Below are 19,426 nucleotides of genomic sequence, written 5' to 3' on the forward strand. Positions count from 1 at the left end.
TCGGTAACGGGAGCGTTACGGCCCGGGGCAAGCGGGCCGGACACGCACGGCATGCTGGCAGCCAGCAGAATGAGAGAGAGCCATGAGGAAGACGCACCACGAGAGGCGCCCGCGCCGGGCATTCCGCTGCGCGCTAGCCGCCGTCCTCGCCTGCGGGCTGATGATCCCCGCCGCGGGGATCGCGGCCTTCGCGGACGCGGAGGAATCGCCTACCCCCCCCCTTGCTCCTAAGATAGAGCCCGCGGCCGAAGCCGCCGCGGCCCCGGCGCCGCGCGACGGCGGGTTCACGCCCATCCCGAGCAGCGACTTCGAGATCCGCGGGGGCAAGGCGGCCACGGCCGTCGACGCGAAGGACGGCGACTGGTTCTTCGACGGCACCGTCCTCCACATCCTCACCAGCACCCCGCTCGCCGTGCGCACCACACCCCAGCCGGTCGCCGGCAAGGAGGGCGAGTTCACCCCCAAGCAGACGGCCCAGAGCATCCGCATCGAACCGGGGGTCAAGGCCGACCTCACCCTGGCGGGCGTGACCATCGCCTCCACGGTGGCTCCCATAGACATCATCACCAACAAATGGGACACGGCCGATAAGAGCGCCGCCGTCACGCCGGCGGACATCCTGCATAAGACGATGCTTCACCTCACGTTGGCCGACGGCAGCGTCAACACCCTCACCTGCACCACCACCGGCGTCGGCTCGAAGGGCTCGCCCGCGCTGCGCTGCGGCTACGGGTCGGTGCTCGTCATCGACGATGAGGTGCGCAACCTCGATGCGTCCAACAACATCGTGACCCCCGTCAACGGCGTGGTGCCCTACGACGTGACGCTCGCGACGGGCCAGAGCCTGCAGGCGGGCGATCCGCTCTCCCGCATGGACTCCGCCAATCCCGGAACCCTCAAAGCCACGCACGGCGGTCATTCCGCCTGCATCGGCGGCGGTCCCAAGGAGGATTCCGGCACCATCATCATCAACGGCGGCATCGTCTACGCCAACGGCAACACGGGGAACTCCGATTGCAACACCGGTGCGGGCATCGGCGGCGGCGACGGCGGATCGGGCACGGTGATCACCATCAACGGCGGCGTCATCGACGCCCAGGCGCCCTACCATGGGGCGGGCATCGGCGCCGGCTGGAGCTGGAAGAACCCGGGGAATCTGGCCCATGACGATGCGCTCACCATTCCCAACGCGCCGCAGAACAACGGGTACAACCAGTACGGCGGGGGAGATCCCTCCGACTGCTACCTCAACGTCGGCGGCGACATCACCATCAACGGCGGCTTCGTCAAGGCCAAGGCCGGCGGCCATGGAAATGCGTTCGGCCAGGCCTGCGGCGGCACCCCCAGCTCGAACCGCAACCACATCATGCGCGTCACCGGCGGCACGCTGCTGCCCACGGGCATGGTCGACCGCTTCGACATCGGCGGCAACTACGGCTACCTCATCATCACCGGCGGCTCGGTGAACTGCAACGTGTGGGATCAGAACCGCACGGTCAACACCTACCCGTCCACTAACGTCTACAAGGGTGACTACAAGTTTCAGGGCATCGGCGGCACGGCCTTCAACACCCCCGGCATCACCGAGTGGAGCCAGATCCAGACCCTCGAGGGCGGCGCGCTGCCCGAGAAGGACAAGGTGAAGCTCGTCACCATCGACCTGTCCCCCGATATCGTGGGCGCCGACAAGAACTGCAAGATCGAGGACTGGGAGCTCTACGTCAACAGCGAGAAGCGCACCTACGGCGCCCCCTCCTACCTGGACAACGGCAAGCTGTACCTGTGGCTGTCCAGCGAGGACGCCGTCAAGCCCGTGGCGGTGGAGCTCAAGTACCGCGACGAGAAGGGCGAGGTGGTGGAGCTCGAGACCATCGAGACCCTCGGCGACGGCGGCTCGGCCGCCAAGCGCTGGGTGAAGTTCGACCTGGACGAGAAGAACTTCCCCGGCGGCCTGACCAAGCACTACGACGGGCTGCCCCTGGCCAAGTGGTCGGTGGAGAAGACCCCCATCGAGGTGACGAGCAAGACGGGCATCACCCGCAAGCTGGACAAGGACTTCGACGATGCGGGCAACCCCTACGTTACCTTCGCCTACCAGCTGTACAAGGACGACGGCACGCTCGGCCCCATGTCGGAGGAGGCCACCGAGATGCCGGCCGACGCGGGCCGCATGCACTTCACCATGCACTCGACCCAGTTCGCCAAGGACAAGGACCTCTCCGTCACCTACTGGGGACATGAGACCTCGGGCGACTGCGTCATCACCGAGGCCAAGGCCGTCGTCAACCTGTCCTCGTCGTCCTGGGTGCGGCTGAACGAGGCCGACGGGTCCCACGTCGACGTCAATGAGGGCGACGAGCTGCCCGGCACGCACCTGCGCCTGGTCTTCGACATCCAGAGCGCCTCGTCGGAGGCGCTCACCTGCCGCCAGCCCACCGGCCACTTCCAGGTGCTGGTGGACGGCGAGCCCGTGGGCGAGCAGATCGCGCTCGACGACGAGGCGGTGAAGAAGGCCTCGGGCACGCAGCACTCCACCGTGAGCACCCTGGAGGGCCCGGTCGACGCCGACGACAAGACCAAGAAGAACCGCTGGGCCACCCAGGTGACCTACTTCCTGGATCCGACGCTGCTCGACGGCGAACTCGACGCCGCCGACGGCAAGCTCGACCACGAGGTGACCGTCCAGTACGTCCCCGACAAGAACTACGTGGAGAGCGTGGAGAACAACCCCTCCAACGCGGCCACCGCGCCCACCACCATCATTCCCGTCAAGCCCAAGGAGGAGGTCACCGCCGGCGGCACGAAGCTGGACTTCAAGGAGGACCGCGCCTCGCTCAAGCTGCCCTACAGCCAGTTCAACACCGAGGGCGGCGCGGCCAGCGACTTCTTCAACCTGAGCTTCGACTCCACCTCGGCGGCGAAGGTGAGCTATGTGAGCTCCAACCCCGCCGTGGCCGACATCGAGCGCGACGAGGACGGCAACCCGGTCTTCGACGAGGACGGCAACGTCAAGGTGCAGGTGTTCTCCTGCGGCAACGCCGTCATCACGATGACCCAGGGCGCCAACGCCTTCTACAGCGGGCAGCGGCGCATCCTCGACCTCACCATCACCCCCGATCCCACCATCAGGCCCCAGGTGCAGATCCGCCTCACCCAGCGCAACCTGACCGCGCTCGCCGAGGCGCAGGGCGCGCTCCTCTCGGTGACCCCGTTCGCCCTGGCCGCCGCCGACGCGCTCGGCGTGGAGCCCTACGCCGCCCGTGCCGCGGTCGACCGCGCCAGCATGCCGCCGCGCCCCGGCGACTTGATGGAGTACACGGTGACGGGCCTCAACCTGACCCAGGGGTCGGCCTGGCAGGCCGCCGAGCTCAGAGACGCCATCGACCAGCGCCTCACCTTCGACGCCGAGAGCGTGGAGACGGCCGCCAACTACGAGACGCCCGACTCCGACCCGCTGCTGGGCACGCCCGCCTTCTACCAGGGCTTCGAGTGGGACAAGCTGGACTGGGCCCCGGTTGACCGCGGCACCGGCGACGACGAGTACCGGTTCGACGACGCCTCGGCCACGCTGTCCAAGCTGATCGGCACCGTCTACGGCGGGCAGTCGACCTCGGTGCGCTTCCAGGCCCGGGTGGGGGAGAACCAGGGGCTCGGCGAGCGCCCCGGCGACGACGGCAAGCTGCCCGAGCTGAAGAACGAGCCCGAGGGATCGGGCGGCTTCGGCAAGGACGAGAAGGACCTCGCGCCGGGCGAGAAGCCCGTGCCTCCCGAGACACTCGACCCCGACGTCGACATCGTCGTCGTGGGCGATGACGACCCCGACCCGTCCACGCCGAACGTGCCCTCCTCGCCCAAGCCCACCCCCGTGCTGCCGAAGGACCCGGCGGCGGCCGACATCGTCACCACGGTGACAGTGGAGCAGACCGGTCATCGCGAGGAGCACGACGACGACCGCATCCTGGTGGGCGACACCCTGACCGTGACGGTGACCTCCACCAACAAGGGCCCCGACTCCAAGCTCGTCGACGCCGTGGTGAGGGCCACGCTGCCGGTGGGCATGGAGCCCAAGGACGGCACGATCAGGCTCACGGCCGGCGGCAGGACCTACGACGTGCCGATGAGCGCCTACGACCCGAAGACCGGCGTCATCGCCGTGAACGCGGGCGACCTGTACTTCGGGGAGAGCGCCGTGCTCACCTTCGACGTGGAGGTAGTGTCGACCTCCGAGACGCGCCTGCCGGAGGATCCCGACGGCCCCGGCAAGCCCGGCGATCCCGACGACCCGTCCGACCCCAGCGACCCGTCCGATCCCGGCAAGCCCGACCCGACGCGGCCGGAGGGCCCCGCCATCGAGGGCGGCGCGCTCGGCGGCACGCCCACCGACGAGTGGGGGCGCGAGCACCCGACAGACCCCGACGCCGAGCCGGCCGACCCCGCCGACAAGCCTAAGCCGGGCACGCCCTTCGAGCCCGGCGGGCCCTGGGAGGACCTCGAGGACGACTACGTGGCGACCCTGCCGGCGACCGACCCCGGCATGCCGCCGGTGCTGCCGGCCGACCCCAAGCTGGAGGACGACGAGGAGGGCCCGGCCGACGTCAGGCTGGCGAAGGTCGCGCGCAACCTCGACCGCGACGACGGCACGACCCGCGTCGGCGACGTGGTGCGCTACACGGTGACGCTGTCCAACGCCCGGCCCCACACCATGTGGTACGGCGCCGTCATCCGCGACGTGGTGCCCGTCGGCGTCGAGCCGCTCTCCGAGTCCATCCGCGTGACCGGCCCCGACGGCGCGGAGCATGCGGTTTTGGACGACGCCTACGACCCGGGCACGCGCGTGCTCGCCGTCGCCGTGGGCGATCTGGTGGGCGGCCGGTCCGCCACGCTCGTGTTCGACGCGCTGGTGACCGAGGAGGCCCTCGGCGCCGACGTGGGCAACGTGGCCGCCGCCTTCGGCACGCGGCCCTCCGAGGCCGAGCCGGGCGAGGTGGCCGGCGGCGCGCCGCGGCCGGTGCCCGGCACGCCGTTCGCGCCCGAGGGCGGCTGGGACGAGTTCCTGGAGGGCCGGCCCGGCGTCGACAACGCCCAGGCGCCCGCCTACGCCCCGGGCACGGACGGCGAGGGCGGCGTGAGGCCCGCCGAGCAGCCGGGCGGCGGCGACGGCGCGGCCGGCCCCGGCGCGGGGGCCGGGGACGGCGGCAAGGGCTCGCGCACGCCCATCCGCCTGGCCCAGACCGGCGACGAGCTCGTCGCCCCGTCGGTGGCCCTCGTCCTGGCCGCCGCAGCCGCCGGCGTCATGCTCATGGCGGCCGCCGCCCAGCGCCGCAGCCGGCGCGAGGCCCTGGCCCGGCGCCACGCCGGCCGCTGGTAGGAGCCGGGGGCCGCGCATCCGCCCGAGGGGGCCGCGCATCGCGCGGCCCCCTCTCTCATCTCCACCCCCTCCGTCCAGCGCGCGGCGAGGGAGGGGGAGGGACGCCTTCCGCGCCGTCCGATTGGAGGTTTGGCGAACTTCCCGCGGCGGCGGGGGCGCTACCGTACATTCGTGGCATAATGGCGCATCAGCGAGCCTCGTGCGCCGCGGCATGCGGCGCCTCACGATACCTAAGGAGATGCCCGATGGCAGCTGACGCCCCCCGCTTCGGCCGGATGATCCCGGCCATGGTCACGCCCTTCGACGACGACCGCGAGCTCGACCTCGACCGCGCCCAGGCCCTGGCCGACCGCCTGATCGAGGGAGGCAGCGACGCCATCATCGTCAACGGCACCACCGGCGAGAGCCCGACGGTGTTCTACCCGCAGAAGATGGACCTGTTCCGCGCCGTGGTGTCCGCCGTCGCCGGGCGCGTCCCCGTCATCGCCAACGTGGGCGACAACTGCACGGCCGACACGGTGGACTTCGCCTCGAAGGTGGCCCCGCTCGGGGTCGACGGCCTCATGTGCGTCGTGCCCTACTACAACAAGCCGCCGCAGGAGGGCATGTACCAGCACTTCCGCACCATCGCCGGCTCGGTGGACCTGCCCATCATCCTGTACAACATCCCCGGCCGCTGCGTCGTGAACATGGAGGCCGACACCACCCTGCGCCTGGCCCGCGACTGCGACAACATCGTCGCCGTCAAGGAGGCCAGCGGCCGCATGGACCAGATCGAGCGCATCATCGCCGAGGCCCCCGCGGGCTTCGACGTGTACTCGGGCGACGACTCCGCCACCTACGACATCATGCGCGCAGGCGGCGTGGGCGTCATCTCCACCATCGGCAACGTGGCCCCGGCCCGCATGAAGGAGATCGTGGACCTGTGCGCGGCGGGGGAGTGGGAGCGCGCCGCGGCGGCCAACGAGGCCCTGCTGCCGCTCATGGAGGGGCTCTTCACCACGGCGAACCCCATCCTCGTGAAGGAGGCGCTCAAGCTGATCGGCTTCCCGGTCGGCGGCGTGCGCCTGCCGCTCGTGGACGCCACCCCCGAGCAGTCCGCGACCCTGGCGCAGGTCATGCGTCAGACGGGCGTGCTCGCCTAGGGCGCGTCCCCGTACGTGACGTCCGCCGGCCCCGCATCCCCGCGCGGCCGGCGTTTCTTTGGAAAGAAGGAGAAACCACCCGCTATGACCAACGACAACAAGGACCCCCGGGCCGCCAAGGCCCAGGGCGACGGCGGCCAGCCCGGCCGCGAGGGCGCCAAGCGCCGCACCCGCACCTTCCGCCACGAGAACCTGGAGCGCAAGCGCCCCCAGCTCTCGCGCGATGGCGCGGCCGCGCCCAAGAAGAAGCAGCCCGCCAAGGGCGCCCACGGCGCCGACCGCCGCATCTCGGCCAAGGGCAAGGATCCCAACGCCAAGCTCAAGATCATCCCGCTCGGCGGCCTGGACGCCATCGGCAAGAACATGACCTGCCTGGAGTGCAAGGGCGACATGATCCTCGACGACGCGGGCCTCATGTTCCCCGACGACGACCACCCGGGCATCGACCTCATCCTGCCCGACTACACCCACGTGCTGGAGAACGCCGACAAGCTGCGCGGCATCATCGTCACCCACGGCCACGAGGACCACACGGGCAGCCTGCCCTACCTGCTGAAGGACCTCGACCGCACGGTGCCCATCTACGCCACCAAGCTGACGCTGGGGCTCATCGAGGGCAAGTTCGCCGAGCACAAGGTGAAGAACGCCAAGCTCATCGAGATCAAGCCGGGCGACCAGATCAAGCTCGGCTGCTTCACGGTGGACTTCTTCGCCGTGAACCACTCCATCCCCGGCGCCGTGGGCGTGTTCTTCCAGAGCCCGGCCGGCAACGTCCTGCACATGGGCGACTTCAAGCTGGACCAGACCCCCATCGACGGCGTCCACACCGACTTCGGGGCGCTCGCGCGCTTCGGCGAGATGGGCGTCGACCTCATGATGAGCGACTCGACCAACGCCACCAACCCCAACTTCACGCCGTCGGAGGCCGAGGTGGGCAAGACCCTGCGCACCATCATCTCCCAGGCCAAGGGGCGCGTGATCATCGCGTCGTTCGCCAGCCACATCCACCGCATGCAGCAGATCTGCGACGCGGCCATCGCCAACGGCCGCAAGGTGGTGGTGACGGGCCGGTCCATGATCCAGAACACCGACATCGCCCGGCGCCTGGGCTACCTCAACATCGCCGACAGCGACCTCATCGACGCCTACGAGCTCAAGGGCATCCCGCCCGAGCAGGTGGTCATCATGTGCACCGGGTCCCAGGGCGAGCCCCTGAGCGCGCTCGCGCGCATCGCCAACGGCGAGCACAAGACCATCGACCTGGAGCAGGGCGACACCGTCATCATCTCGGCCACGCCGGTCCCCGGCAACGAGAAGGCGGTCACCCGCGTCATCAACTCCCTCGCCAAGATCGGCGCGGACGTCTACGACAAGTCGCGCGCCCGCGTGCACGTGTCGGGCCACGCCGGCGCCGAGGAGCTCAAGATCGTGCTGTCGATGGTCAAGCCCAAGGCGTTCATGCCCGTCCACGGCGAGGCCACGCACCTGCGTGCCCACGCCGAGCTGGCCGAGGCCACGGGCGTGCCGGCCGAGAACATCTTCGTCATCGAGAACGGCGACGCGCTCGAGCTGTCCGCCAAGGGCGTCGAGCGGGGCGAGGGCGTCCAGAGCGGCATCGTGTTCGTCGACGGCCTGTCGGTGGGCGACACCTCCCAGGACGTGCTCGACGAGCGCAGCGCCCTGGGCGAGCAGGGCTTCGCCTCGGTGGCCGCCGCGGTCGACCTCAAGCGCCGCGAGGTGGTCGGCGAGGTGCAGATCGTCATGCGCGGCATCACCGGCGGCGACGACCATTACCTGGCCGAGGAGGCTCAGGGCGCCCTCAAGGGCGCGATGCGCCGGCAGCTCGGCAAGGGCGGCGGCGTGAAGGAGCTGCGCAAGGTGGCCCGCGACGCGGTGCTGTCGCTGCTGTGGGAGCGCACCAAGCAGCGCCCCATGGTGATCGTCAACATCCTGGAGGTGTAGGACGACGGCGCCCATGCGCTATAATCAGCAGGTTAGCCAGCGGGCGGCGCTCCTCGGGGCGTCGCCCGTGCGCCAGGCGGGCCCGGCCCGCCCCCAAACGCAGCACTGAAACGAGGCACGAAGGAGCAGGGCGTGGCCCGGAAGTCGACACCAACCCAGCAGACCCGCAAGAGCAGCCAGGGGCGCAAGGCGGCGCCCTCCAAGGGGCGCAGGCCCGCCCCCCGCGCGGCCGAGGAGGCCCGCGTCTTCGACGAGCGCACGCGCCGCGACATCGTGGGCGTGCTGTTCATCGTGGCCGCCGTGGTGCTCATGGTGGCCGCTGTCCTGCCGGCCGGCGACGCCATCGTGGCGTCGTTCCTCTCCGAGGCCCTGCGCCTCACCTTCGGCGTGGGCGCCTACGTCATGCCGCTGTTCCTGGCGGCCATCGGCGTCACCTTTCTCGTGCGCTTCGAGCGCGAGCGCGTGCCCGTGCGCGCCGCCATCGGCCTGGCGCTCATCCTGGTGGCCCTGCTCGGGCTGATCGCGCTCGCCTCGCCCATCCAGCCGGGCGCCTACGACCAGCTGTTCCTGCGCCAGCTGCTGCTGTCCCACGGCGGCTACATCGGCGCGGGCATCGCCTGGGCCGGCTACCTGCTGTTCGGCCCGGTCATCACCGGCGTCATCCTGGTGGGGCTCATCGTGGTGGGCGTCATCGTCATCGGGTTCTCCATATCCAAGCTCATCGAGACGGTGCGCCGCAAGCGCGCCGAGCGCGAGGCCGCCCTCGACTCCGCCGAGGCGCCCCCCTTCGCCCGCATCCGCCTGCCCCGCCGCCGCGCCAGCGCGCCGGTGGCCGGCTGGGAGGACGACGGGGACGGAACGCCGGCCGACGACGGCCTGGGATCGGCGCGCACCCGCGTGCTCGGCACGGCCGGAGGCGAGGAGGACGCGTCGGCGGCCAAGACGGTGTCGCTGCTGTCGGCTGAGCGCTCGCACCGCCGCGCCCGGCGCCGCTCCGAGGACCTCGACGGGGAGGAGGCCGCGCCCACCCAGGCGCTCACGCGCCCGCTGGCCGCGTCCGATGCCGGCGCGCTTGACGACGAGGACGACGGGGAGGCCCCCGAGCCGCCCGCGACCATCACCCGCAAGCTCGGCGCACGCCACGCCAAGGCCGCGCCCGCGCCCGATGGCGCGCCGGCCGAGGCGCCGGCGCCCAAGCCCAAGCGCGCCCCCAAGGCGAAGGCGGCCCCCGCGCCCGTCCCCGCCGAGGGCGGCTTCGCGCTGCCGCCGGTGGACCTGCTCGTCCAGGGCGACGGCAAGACGGCCGGCGCGAGCGACGAGGAGCTGGAGGAGACGGCCGCCAACCTCCAGGAGACGCTGGAGGACTTCGGCATCATGGTCAACGTCGTGGGCTGGGTGGCCGGCCCCACGGTGACCCTGTTCAAGGTGGAGCTGCCCCCCGGCGTGCGCGTGAGCCGCATCACCGCCCTGAACGACGACATCGCGCTGGCGCTCGCGGCGCCGGGCGTGCGCATCTTCGCGCCGGTGCCCGGCACCAACTACGTCGGCATCGAGGTGCCCAACCGCGCCCGCAAGACGGTCTACCTCACCGACGTGCTCAAGGACGTGGGCGAGGGCCCCATGCAGATCTGCATCGGCAAGGACGTTGAGGGCCACTCCATCACCGGCGACCTGTCGAAGATGCCCCACCTGCTCATCGCCGGCACCACCGGCTCGGGCAAGTCGGTCGAGATCAACGCCATGATCATGACCATCCTCATGCGGGCGACCCCCGACGAGGTGCGCTTCATCATGATCGACCCCAAGCGCGTCGAGTTCAGCGGCTACAACGGCATCCCGCACCTCTACGTGCCGGTGGTCACCGAGTGCAAGGAGGCCTCGAGCGCGCTCTCCTGGGGCGTGGCCGAGATGGAGCGGCGCCTGAAGCTGTTCAGCAAGGTGGGCGCCCGCAACATTGGCTCGTTCAACGCCAAGGCCAAGGCGGCCAAGGAGGCCGACGAGGCGGCGCGCGCGGCCGGCCGGGAGCCCGAGCCCAACGAGTTCGGCGACCCGCTGCCCTTCATCGTCATCGTCATCGACGAGCTGGCCGACCTCATGATGAACGTCGGCAAGGAGGTCGAGTTCTCCATCAGCCGCATCGCCCAGCTTGCGCGCGCGGCCGGCATCCACCTCATCATCGCCACCCAGCGCCCCTCCACCAACGTGGTGACGGGCCTCATCAAGGCCAACATCACCTGCCGCATCGGCCTCACGGTGGCCAGCGGCATCGACTCGCGCGTCATCCTCGACTCCACTGGCGCCGAGAACCTGTGCGGCTACGGCGATCTGCTCATCGCCAAGCCCGAGTACGCCAAGCCCCTGCGCGTCCAGGGCCCCTACGTCTCGGATGACGAGATCAACGCCGTGGTGGAGCACCTCAAGGCCCAGGGCGAGCCGGAGTACCACTCCGAGATCCTCCAGACCAACGTGGTCACCCTCGGCGCGTCGTCGCCCTCGGGCGACGGCGGCTCGGAGGCGGACGACCCGCTTCTGTGGGAGGGCGCCGAGATCGTGGTGTCGAGCGGCCTGGGCTCCACGTCCAACATTCAGCGGCGCCTGAAGGTGGGCTACGCCCGGGCAGGCCGTATAATGGATCAATTGGAGGAGAAGGGCGTCGTCGGCCCCGCCAACGGCTCGAAGCCGCGCGAGGTGCTCGTCGACGAGATGGAGCTCGAGACGCTCAAGGCCTTCGAGGCCCAGGACGCCGCGGAGTAGCCGCCCCGCGGCCGCCTTCCGGAAAGAGGAGTTGAGACTATGGCGCGACAGATTGCCTTCGGCGACATCCTGCGCGACGCGCGCAAGCGCAAGGGGATGGACCTCTCCGCCGCCGCCCGGCGCCTGCGCATCCGCCCCGACATCCTGCGGGCCATCGAGGACAGCGACTTCGCCCGCATGCCCCCGCGCGGCTACACCACCAACATGGTGAACGCCTACGCGCGGCTGGTGGGGCTCAACGCCGCCGAGATCGGCCGGCTCTACAAGGACCAGGCCTACGCCTTCGAGGTGGGCCGCGTGCGCGACGACGCCCGCGTCGGCGACGGCGCCGCCCGCCCGCGCTCCGGCGCGCGCCAGGGCCGCGCCGCCCGCCCGCGCGAGGAGCAGCGGGCGGTGCGCCACAACGCCCTCGGGCGCGGTCTCTACGACGACCGCACCGACGAGCGCGGCCGCACCTACGCCACCGACCGGGTGCATCCCTCGCGCCACGGCTCGATGCCGTCTGCCCAGTACACCAACCTCTACGCGCCGCCGAAGGTGCCCACGTCCGGCTCGCGGCTGCCCTACGTCATCGCCGGCGCCGTCATCGTCGTGCTGCTCATCGTGGTACTGTTCCTCGTCTTCGGCAACAAGGCCCCCGCGCAGCAGGACGTCCCCCAGGTGCCCATCACGGGCCTCACCGACACGTCCAACCAGGCCGCGTCGAACGGCACGGCCTCCGGCGGCGACGCCCAGGGAGGCGCCGCGACCACCCCGCCGCCGGCCGTGGCCCCCACCAGCGCCAAGTTCAGCTACGCCGTGAAGGAGGGCCAGTCGGCCTACATCGAGGTGTACCTGGACGGCTCGTCGGGCGCCGACGTGGCCCAGACGGTGGAGGGGCCCGCCACGCGGGACTACAACGTCACGGGCACGCTGCGCTTCGTGACGAGCAACCCCGACGGCGTCACGCTCACCCTGGACGGCGAGGAGGTCAAGCCCACCGACAGCCGCGGCAACGGCGTGTACACCTACTCGGTGGACTTCCCGGCCATCCTGCGCGAGTGGCAGGAGGAGCACGGCGGCGGCTCGTCGGCCGAGGGCGGGTCGTCCGGCTCGTCCGGCTCGGGCGAGGGCGGCTCGTCGTCCGGCGGCTTGTCGGCGAGCTAGCGGCCGCCTCCCTTCCGCATCCCTGCCATCCCAGCGGCCCGCGCGGCCGCCTTCCTCCTAGGAGAACCCTGACGAAAGGAGCCATGCCATGGCCAAGGAATCCAGCTTCGACGTGGTGTCGACCGTCGACATGCAGGAGGTGGACAACGCCTTCCAGCAGGCCAAGAAGGAGATCGCCCAGCGCTACGACCTGAAGGACTCGGGCGCCGAGATCAGCCTCGACAAGGCCAACCAGACCATCACGGTGGCCGCGCCGTCCGACTTCGTGGCGGGTCAGGTCATCGACGTGATCGGGTCGAAGCTCGTGAAGCGCGGCATCGACTTGGCCGCCGTCAAGTGGGGCGACGCCCAGGCGGCCGCGGGCCAGTCGGTGCGCCGCGTCGCCAGCGTGGTGGACGGCATCGACAAGGACACCGCCTCCAAGATCAACAAGGACATCAAGGCCACCAAGCTCAAGGTGAAGGTGCAGATCGAGGGTGACAAGCTGCGCGTGTCGAGCGCGAGCCGCGACACGCTGCAGGAGGTCATCTCCTTCCTCAAGGGCCAGGACTACGGCCAGCCGCTGCAGTACGTCAACTACCGCTAGGGGCGCCGCCTTGGATACCGCTGACATCGCGCAGGCGGAGCGCGCCGGGCACCCGGCGCGCTCCGTCGCGTTCGTGACCCTCGGCTGCGCCAAGAACGAGGTCGACACCGCCGCCATGGAGCGGCGCGCGCTGGCCGCCGGCTACCGCCTGGAGGACGACCCGGCCCTCGCCGACGCCATCGTCGTGAACACCTGCTCGTTCATCCAGAGCGCCACCGAGGAGAGCATCGAGGCCGTCCTCGACGCCGCGGGGCTGCCGTCGGTGGCCGAGGGCCGCGCACGCCTGATCGTCGCCGGCTGCATGCCGGCGCGCTACGGCGACGAGCTGGCCGCCGAGCTGCCCGAGGCCGCCGCCTTCGTCCCCTGCTCGCGCGAGGACGACATCGCTGCGGTGCTCGACGGGGCGCTCGGCGTCGAGCGGGCGGGCGCCGCCCCGGAGCCCGGCGCGGGCGAGGCGCGCCCGGCGGGCGCCTTCGGGTACGTGAAGATATCCGACGGCTGCGACCGCTGGTGCTCCTACTGCGCCATCCCGCTCATCCGCGGGCGCTACCGCAGCTTCTCCTACGAGCAGGTGCGCGCCGACGTGGCGCGGCTCGTGGAGGCGGGCGCGGGCGAGGTGGACCTCATCGCCCAGGACACGGGCCGCTGGGGCGCCGACTTCGACGAGCCGCTCGACCTGGCGTGGCTTGTCGACGCGCTGGCCCGGGAGTTTCCCGACACGTGGCTGCGCGTGCTCTACCTGCAGCCCGAGGGCGTGACCGACGAGCTCCTGGCCGTGATGGCGCGCCATCCCAACGTGTGCCCCTACCTGGACATACCCCTGCAGCACGTGAGCGAGCGGGTGCTGCGGGCCATGAACCGCCGCGGCTCGCGCGCGGCCTTCGAGGCGCTCGTCGGCCGGGTGCGCGCGGCGCTGCCCGACGTGACCCTGCGCACCACGCTCATCGCGGGCTTCCCCGGCGAGACCGACGAGGAGTTCGACGAGCTCCTCTCCTTCGTGGAGGAGGGCCTCTTCGACTACGTCGGCGTGTTCGCCTACTCCCGCGAGGAGGGCACCGCCGCCTTCGACCTGCCGGGCCAGGTCGACGACGACGAGCGGGCCGAGCGCGCCCAGCGGCTGCGCGACGCGGCCGACGCCGCCTCCTCGCCGCTCATCGCCGCGCGCGTGGGGCGCGAGGCGTTCGTGCTCGTCGAGGGCGCCGAGGAGGACGGCCAGCTCTACGGGCGGGCCCAGTGCCAGGCGCCGGAGGTCGACGGCGTGACCTACCTCGACGCCGGCGAGCCGGGCCGCATCGTGCGCGCCCGCATCACCGACACGCTGCTCTACGAGATGGAAGGCGAGGTGCTCTAGGCCTATGTCCGCCCCCCAGCGCGCCGAGCGTCTCTGGACGCCGGCCAACGTCGTCACCGTCGTGCGCATCTGCCTGGTGCCCGCCTTCGTGGTGGCGCTTCTGAGCCCGTGGCCCCAGTGGATGGGCCTCACCGACTTCACGGACCAGGCGAAGAGCCTGGTGGCGGCCGGCGTCTTCATCCTCATATCCTGCACCGACTGGATCGACGGGTACCTGGCCCGCAGCCGCGGCGAGGTGACCGACTTCGGCAAGTTCATGGACCCGCTGGCCGACAAGATCCTCGTGGCGGCGGCGCTGCTCGCCCTGGTGGAGCTCGCCGCGCTGCCCTCGTGGCCCGTGCTCATCATCCTGGCGCGCGAGTTCATCGTGTCCGGCGTGCGCATGGTGGCCGCCAGCCGCGGCGAGGTGATCGCCGCCAGCTGGTACGGCAAGGCCAAGACGGTCTTCCAGATCATCGCCATCGTGCTGTTCATCGTGAAGGACGGGCTTGAGCTGCCCGATGCCGCGGCGGCCGTGACGAGCCCCCTCTACGTCGTGTCCTGGGCGGTGATGATCGTCGCCCTCGTGCTGACCATCGTGTCGATGATGGACTACCTGGCCAAGGCGCGCCACCTGCTGGGGTTCGGGCCCCGGGCGGCCGCGGGCGCCGCCGGGGATGACGGTGCCGCCGGCTCCGCGGCCGTTGCGAGCGCCGTCGGCGGGGACGGGCTTGAGGCGTGCGTGGACACCGCGGCGCGGGAGGCGGTGGCGGCCCTCGGGGCGGCCGGGCTGACCGCGGCCACGGCCGAGAGCCTCACCGGCGGCCTCATAGCGGGCGCGCTCACCGCGGTGCCCGGGTCGTCGGCCGTCGTGCGCGGCGGCGTCGCGAGCTACGCGCCCGAGGCCAAGGAGGCCCTGCTCGGCGTGGACGGCCGCGCCATCGCGCACGCGGGCGTCGTGAGCGAGCCGGTGGCCCGGCAGATGGCCGAGGGCGCCCGCGCGCGCCTGGCGGCCGACGTGGCCGTGGCCGTCACGGGCATCGCGGGGCCGGGCGGCGCCGAGCCGGGCAAGCCGGTGGGCACCGTGTGGATGGCCGTGGCCACCGCCGACGGGACGGCCGCCCGCGAGCTGCGCTTCGACGGCGACCGGCGGGCGGTGCGGCTCCAGACGGTGGAGCGCGCGCTCGGGGCGCTCGCGCGCGCGGCGGCGGGGGAGGAGCCGCTGGGCTAGCCCGCGGCGCCGGGGAGGCGCCCGCGCGCGGCCTGCCGTGGCGCGCGAGACGTTCGCGGAGCGCTGCGGCGCGGGCCGCGGGGCGCCCTCCTGCGGCGGGGACGCGCCTCGGCGGCGCTCCCGTGATGCCGTGGCCCCGCGGGGGCGCGTCCTGGCGGCGCCCCCGCGGGGCGGGGGAGGCGCTCCCGCGTCGTCACGGACCCCGGGGGCCGGGCGCGCGGCGTCGCGGGGCGGTCGCGCCTGCGGCGCCCCGCCATCTCCGCGCCGTCGCCGGGGGCGCCTAGGATGGCGCTCGGGGCGACTTCCATGGCTTTCCGAAGTTTTCCCTTGACGTGCAAACAGGTGTTCGTATAATGGACGAAGACCGAAGCCGCGCCCGCGCGGGTACCCTTGAAGGAGTGGGAATGAACGAAGAAAAGTCGAAGATGCTCAAGCTGACCACGGACCAGATCGAGACCAAGTTCGGCAAGGGCTCCATCATGAAGCTGGGGGAGGGCGGCGCCGACCTCAACATCGGGGTCATCCCCACCGGCGCGCTGCCGCTCGACGCAGCGCTCGGCATCGGCGGCGTCCCCCGCGGGCGTATCATCGAGATCTACGGGCCCGAGTCGAGCGGCAAGACGACGCTCGCCCTGCAGATCCTCGCCGAGGCCCAGGCGGCCGGCGGCATCGTCGCCTTCATCGACGCCGAGCACGCCCTCGACCCGGTCTACGCCGCCCGCATCGGCGTCGACATCGACGAGGTGCTCATCTCCCAGCCCGACACCGGCGAGCAGGCGCTCGAGATCTGCGACATGCTCGTGCGCTCCGGCGCCATCGACGCCGTGGTTGTCGACTCGGTGGCCGCGCTCGTCCCCCGCGCCGAGATCGAGGGCGAGATGGGCGACACGACGGTGGGCCTCCAGGCGCGCCTCATGTCCCAGGCCCTGCGCAAGCTGGCCGGCTCGCTGTCCAAGTCCAACACCACCTGCATCTTCATCAATCAGCTGCGCGAGAAGATCGGCGTGATGTTCGGCAACCCCGAGACCACCACCGGCGGCCGTGCGCTGAAGTTCTTCTCCTCGGTGCGCCTCGACATCCGCCGCATCGACTCCATCAAGCAGAACGGCGACGTGGTGGGCAACCGGGTGCGCGCCAAGGTGGTCAAGAACAAGGTGGCGCCGCCCTTCCGCCAGGCCGAGTTCGACCTCATGTACGGCGAGGGCATATCGCGCGAGGGCTGCATCGTCGACATGGCGGTGGAGTGCGGCGTGGCCAAGAAGTCCGGCGCCTGGTACACCTACGGCGAGGAGCGCCTCGGCCAGGGCCGCGAGGCCGCCAAGCAGACCCTGCGCGAGAACCCCGATCTGCGCGACGAGATCGAGGCCAAGGTGCGCGAGGAGTTCGGCATCCCGGTGCTCACGCCCGACCCCGACGCCGCCGACAGCTTCACCCCGGCCCCCAAGGCGGGCACCGGCAAGAAGAAGTAGCCCATGCCCTCCAAGGCCGACCTCATAGCATCCCTGCGCGCCGACATGGAGGCCATCGCCCGCGGCGACGCTCCAGCCGCCGAGGAGGCGTCTGAAGAGGCGCCGCGGCGTATCGGCGCCCTCCCCCTCGACGACGATCGCGTGGCACGGGGTGCCGGAGAGGCGGGGGAGGACGCGCCGGCGGGCGAGGGAACAGCCGGGGACGCGGAGCTCACGGCCGAGCGGGCGTTCCAGAAGATCCTGCGGCTCGCGGCCGCCCGCGAGCAGTCCACCGTCCGCATCCGCGCGCGGCTGGCCCGCGACGGCTGGGGCGAGGCGGAGGCGGAGGAGGCGCTCTCCCGCGCCGTGCGTGCGGGCGCGGTGGATGATCGGCGCTACGCCGAGGCCCTCGTGCGCATGCGCATCGCATCGGGCCGGGGGGTCGAGGGCGTCCTGGCCGAGGTCGAGGACCTCGGCATCGACCCCTGGGACCTGGAGTCCTACGCCGAGTACCGCGCCGCGGGCGACGACGCCGACGTCGACCGCGCCCTCGCCCTGCTGGGGCGCCGCCCGCCACGGGCCAAGAACCAGCGCGACGCCGCCTTCCGCAAGCTCGTCCAGCAGGGCTTCGGCACCGCCACCGCCGCCACCGCCGCCCGCCGCTGGTCCGAATCCCGACAATAGCCCGCCGGGCGCGTGGCCGAGGGGGTGTGCTGTTTTCCCGTCTGCGCTCCAGGCGCGGAGATAATACGCTATACTCTTCCGAAGCTATGAGTGATGCGTACCCGCCGGGTATTTGACTATAGAGACAAACCTATATCGCGCCTACCCTCCGCGTTCATCGCTCATGCCCGTCCCAAGCGGGCTTTTTTACTGGAAAAACCGAACCGTGAACCCAAGACGCAGACGAAAGGGGGACCAATGCCCGAGATCATCTGGCTGGTCATCGGTGCCGTCGCCGGCATCGCCCTCGGCTTCGTCGCCACGCGCCTCCTTGCCAGCTCCGCCACCAAGCGCGCCGCCGAGGAGGCGGCGTCCGTGGTCGAGAACGCCAAGCAGCAAGCCGAGACGATGCGACGAGAGGCCGTCATCGAGGCCAAGGACCAGGCCCTGAAGTACAAGCAGGAGGTCGAGGACGCCAACAAGGAGCGCATGCGCGAGGTGCGCAGCGCCGAGAACCGCATCACCCAGCGCGAGGAGTCGCTCGACCGCCGCAGCGAGACCCTCGACGCCCGCGAGCACCAGATCTCGTCCCTCCAGGGGCAGATCGAGCGCCGCGAGCGCGACCTGGACGAGGCCGAGGCCGAGATGGGCCGCCGCCTCGAGCGCGTCGCCGGCATGACGCCGGACGAGGCCAAGGAGGAGCTGCTCGACACCATCCGCGACGAGGTCACCCACGAGTCGGCCGCCATCATCCGCGACGCCGAGGCCCGCACCAAGGCCGAGGCCGACAAGAAGGCGCGCATGATCCTGTCCCTCGCCATCCAGCGCGTGGCCGCCGACCACTCCGCCGAGAACACCGTGTCGGCCATCCACATCCCCTCCGACGACCTCAAGGGCCGCATCATCGGCCGCGAGGGCCGCAACATCCGCTCCTTCGAGCAGCTGACCGGCACCAACCTCATCATCGACGACACCCCGGAGTGCGTGACCATCTCGTGCTTCGACCCCGTGCGCCGCGAGATCGGCCGCGTCACCATGGAGAACCTCGTCGCCGACGGGCGCATCCACCCGGCCCGCATCGAGGAGATGTACGGCAAGGCCGTCCAGCTCGTGAACCAGCGCGTGCAGGAGGCCGGCGAGCAGGCCGCCTTCGACACGGGCATCCACGACCTGCACCCCGAGCTCGTCCGCACCCTCGGCCGGCTGCGCTACCGCACCTCCTACGGCCAGAACGTGCTCAACCACTCGCTGGAGGTGGCCTACCTCTCCGGCGTCATGGCCTCCGAGCTGGGGCTCGACCCCATTCCCGCCAAGCGCGCGGGCCTGCTGCACGACCTGGGCAAGGCCGTCGACCACGAGGTCGAGGGCAGCCACGCCGTCATCGGCGCCGACCTGGCGCGCCGCTTCGGCGAGCGGGTCGAGATCGTGCACGCCATCGAGGCGCACCACGGCGACGTGGATCCCAACACCGTCATCGACGTGCTCGTCCAGGCGGCTGACGCCATCTCCGCGGCGCGCCCCGGCGCCCGCAAGGAGACGCTCGACGCCTACATCAAGCGCCTCGAGAAGCTGGAGGAGATCGCCAACGCCCACGAGGGCGTCGAGCGCACCTACGCCATCCAGGCCGGCCGCGAGGTCCGCGTCATGGTGAAGCCCGAGGTGGTCGACGAGGCCCAGTCCGTGGTGCTGGCCCACGACATCGCCCACCAGATCGAGAGCGAGATGCAGTACCCCGGCCAGGTCAAGGTCGTGGTCATCCGCGAGAGCCGCGCCGTCGACTACGCCAAGTAGCC

The 19,426-nt window shown here is 71.3% G+C and carries 11 protein-coding genes; all 11 read left to right on the forward strand.

Annotated features, from left to right (window positions below; all coding sequences use genetic code 11):
- The first annotated feature begins 82 nt into the window (after positions 1-82).
- Positions 83-5,368, forward strand: coding sequence for a hypothetical protein (locus LPT13_RS06185; protein WP_242164678.1), 5,286 nt, complete (start codon positions 83-85; stop codon positions 5,366-5,368).
- A gap of 245 nt (positions 5,369-5,613) precedes the next feature.
- Positions 5,614-6,513: a 4-hydroxy-tetrahydrodipicolinate synthase gene (gene dapA / locus LPT13_RS06190; protein WP_242164680.1), complete on the forward strand. Its 900-nt coding sequence runs from the start codon at positions 5,614-5,616 to the stop codon at positions 6,511-6,513.
- A gap of 84 nt (positions 6,514-6,597) precedes the next feature.
- The gene (locus LPT13_RS06195) at positions 6,598-8,475 is read left to right on the forward strand and encodes a ribonuclease J (protein ID WP_242164682.1); all 1,878 of its coding nucleotides are present in this window, start codon (positions 6,598-6,600) and stop codon (positions 8,473-8,475) included.
- 132 nt (positions 8,476-8,607) lie between these two features.
- Complete coding sequence (locus LPT13_RS06200; protein WP_242164684.1) at positions 8,608-11,229, forward strand: DNA translocase FtsK 4TM domain-containing protein; 2,622 nt, start codon at positions 8,608-8,610, stop codon at positions 11,227-11,229.
- A 39-nt stretch (positions 11,230-11,268) separates the two neighbouring features.
- Positions 11,269-12,375 (forward strand): helix-turn-helix domain-containing protein, encoded by a 1,107-nt coding sequence (locus LPT13_RS06205; RefSeq protein ID WP_242164686.1) that lies wholly within the window; start codon positions 11,269-11,271, stop codon positions 12,373-12,375.
- 88 nt (positions 12,376-12,463) lie between these two features.
- A complete protein-coding gene (locus LPT13_RS06210; RefSeq protein ID WP_242164688.1) occupies positions 12,464-12,961 on the forward strand; it encodes a YajQ family cyclic di-GMP-binding protein in 498 nt (165 codons plus the stop codon).
- Positions 12,962-12,971: 10 nt separating this feature from the next.
- Positions 12,972-14,312 carry a 30S ribosomal protein S12 methylthiotransferase RimO gene (gene rimO, locus LPT13_RS06215; protein ID WP_242164690.1) on the forward strand — a complete coding sequence of 447 codons (1,341 nt, stop codon included), beginning with the start codon at positions 12,972-12,974 and terminating at the stop codon, positions 14,310-14,312.
- A 4-nt stretch (positions 14,313-14,316) separates the two neighbouring features.
- Positions 14,317-15,522, forward strand: coding sequence for a CDP-diacylglycerol--glycerol-3-phosphate 3-phosphatidyltransferase (gene pgsA, locus LPT13_RS06220; protein ID WP_242164691.1), 1,206 nt, complete (start codon positions 14,317-14,319; stop codon positions 15,520-15,522).
- 404 nt (positions 15,523-15,926) lie between these two features.
- Positions 15,927-16,991, forward strand: coding sequence for a recombinase RecA (gene recA / locus LPT13_RS06225; RefSeq protein ID WP_242164692.1), 1,065 nt, complete (start codon positions 15,927-15,929; stop codon positions 16,989-16,991).
- Between the two features lie 3 nt (positions 16,992-16,994).
- Entirely contained in the window at positions 16,995-17,654 is a 660-nt protein-coding gene (locus LPT13_RS06230; RefSeq protein WP_242164693.1) for a regulatory protein RecX, read from the forward strand.
- A 237-nt stretch (positions 17,655-17,891) separates the two neighbouring features.
- Positions 17,892-19,424, forward strand: a complete 1,533-nt coding sequence (gene rny / locus LPT13_RS06235) for a ribonuclease Y (protein ID WP_242164694.1) — start codon at positions 17,892-17,894, stop codon at positions 19,422-19,424.
- Positions 19,425-19,426: the final 2 nt, after the last annotated feature.

This window comes from Adlercreutzia faecimuris (assembly GCF_022669055.1).
GTDB lineage: Bacteria > Actinomycetota > Coriobacteriia > Coriobacteriales > Eggerthellaceae > Enterorhabdus > Enterorhabdus faecimuris.

What these genes read in the sequence shown, in the direction of transcription:
- dapA (WP_242164680.1), top strand. Translation starts at nt 5,614, where the DNA reads ATGGCAGCTGACGCCCCCCGCTTCGGCCGGATGATCCCGGCCATGGTC.
- pgsA (WP_242164691.1), top strand. Translation starts at nt 14,317, where the DNA reads ATGTCCGCCCCCCAGCGCGCCGAGCGTCTCTGGACGCCGGCCAACGTC.
- rny (WP_242164694.1), top strand. Translation starts at nt 17,892, where the DNA reads ATGCCCGAGATCATCTGGCTGGTCATCGGTGCCGTCGCCGGCATCGCC.
- recA (WP_242164692.1), top strand. Translation starts at nt 15,927, where the DNA reads ATGAACGAAGAAAAGTCGAAGATGCTCAAGCTGACCACGGACCAGATC.
- LPT13_RS06210 (WP_242164688.1), top strand. Translation starts at nt 12,464, where the DNA reads ATGGCCAAGGAATCCAGCTTCGACGTGGTGTCGACCGTCGACATGCAG.
- LPT13_RS06185 (WP_242164678.1), top strand. Translation starts at nt 83, where the DNA reads ATGAGGAAGACGCACCACGAGAGGCGCCCGCGCCGGGCATTCCGCTGC.
- LPT13_RS06205 (WP_242164686.1), top strand. Translation starts at nt 11,269, where the DNA reads ATGGCGCGACAGATTGCCTTCGGCGACATCCTGCGCGACGCGCGCAAG.
- LPT13_RS06230 (WP_242164693.1), top strand. Translation starts at nt 16,995, where the DNA reads ATGCCCTCCAAGGCCGACCTCATAGCATCCCTGCGCGCCGACATGGAG.
- LPT13_RS06195 (WP_242164682.1), top strand. Translation starts at nt 6,598, where the DNA reads ATGACCAACGACAACAAGGACCCCCGGGCCGCCAAGGCCCAGGGCGAC.